At 65.7% G+C, this 1,441-nt stretch carries 2 protein-coding genes; both read right to left on the reverse strand.

Annotated elements, in window-relative coordinates:
* Window positions 1–531: glutathione S-transferase (locus tag Q7U29_RS22660; RefSeq protein WP_304744998.1), on the reverse strand; the 531-nt coding region annotated here is incomplete at its 3' end.
* Window positions 532–685: 154 nt separating this feature from the next.
* Window positions 686–1,375: a lectin gene (locus Q7U29_RS22665; protein ID WP_304745000.1), complete on the reverse strand. Its 690-nt coding sequence runs from the start codon at window positions 1,373–1,375 to the stop codon at window positions 686–688.
* Between the last annotated feature and the right edge of the window lie 66 nt (window positions 1,376–1,441).

Here is a 1,441-nt window from a genome sequence, read left to right on the forward strand (position 1 = left end):
GCGCAGCCCCGCCACGATCTGGAACAGCGACAGATCGACGTAGCTGAGGCGGCGGCCGGCGATCCATGAGCCACCGCTGCTCTCCAGCAGCCGTTCGAAGTATTCAAGATATTTCGGCACCCGCTCTTTCCAGAATTCCGCGGTGCGCTTTTTCGCCGGCCCGCGCTGGTCCTCGTAATACAGCGAAGGCCCGAGCGGATGATGGGTGTCGTGGATTTCAAGGACGAGATCCGTGATCGTCAGCTGCAGCTGGTGCAGCCACAGTCTCCCCGCTTCCGCTTTCGGCGCCAGACCATGGCGCGGCCCGAGATAGAGCAGGATGTTGGCGGTCTGCCCGATCACGAGTTTTCCCGCCTTGAGAAACGGCGGGGCGAACGGCGGCGTGCCGCGCGCCTCCATCATCTTCGTCATCGCGCCCATGCCGCGCCGGCGCGCGACATCGGCGTAATCGGCGCCGGCCTCTTCCAGCGCAAGGCGGACATATTCGCCCCGCCCCTGGATCTGTGGCCAGTAATAAAGCTCATAGCGCATCGGCGATTCCCCCGTTCCATTCGTACCGTTGCCCATACTGGCTCGATATCTGTTGGTTTCCGAGGCTGCCTGCAAGCCATGCGCGCACGCGTATACGGTCAACGGGCGCGCCTTGGCGCGCCCGTTCTCGGACCTGACCGGTGATATCGCTACGTCAGTTAGCCGCGAAGCAATAAAACAGCCCGTCGCCGCCGGTGCTCTTCAGGTCATTCTGCGAGCAGCCGCCATCCGGCCCGCGCGAGGGATGCGAGGTGTTCCAGGATTTCGACGCGTCATCGTCGCGCAGGCCGACGCGGTCCGCGTGTCCCACCATCGCAGCGCCCTGCGTGCTGCTCGTCCAGTTCTTGCAGGTGCGGTCGTCGCCCGCGGGGAACGCGGTGCCGTCGGCCTGCGAGCCCGTCAGCACGTCGTGCCGGTTCGGCGTGTCGCCGCGGCCATTGATGACCTCGCCCTTCTCGCTCAGTGCGGTCGCCTTGGTGAGATTATTGGCGGCGCTGTGCAGGTCGGCGACATCCCTGGCGATCACGACGCCCTTGGAATTCTGCCAGGGACCCTTGCCGATGCGGTCGCGGGCATTTTCGGCCGGCTTTCCGTCCGCCGGCTGGGTGGAAAGGTAGGCACGCCAGGTCTTGGCGCCGGCGCCCGCCGCCTGTGCCAGCTGCTGGCAATAATTGTCGGCGCCAGCGAGACCGCCGAGGTTGCCGCCATTGCCGATACCCACTGATGTGACGAAGAAACTGGTGCCGGCCGCCTGCGCCAAAGCGGGCTGCGCCGCCAGCGTGGCGAACGAGGCGGCGGCCAGGCCGAAACACAGCCGCGAGATCATCTGGGCGAGAGCGGGCATGGGATCCTCCGATGGTTATCTGATCCGCCGGCTGGTTGAGCGCCGGCTTGGTCTGACATCAACACG

This window comes from Bradyrhizobium sp. (genome assembly GCF_030654605.1).
In the GTDB taxonomy this organism is placed as follows: Bacteria; Pseudomonadota; Alphaproteobacteria; order Rhizobiales; family Xanthobacteraceae; genus Bradyrhizobium.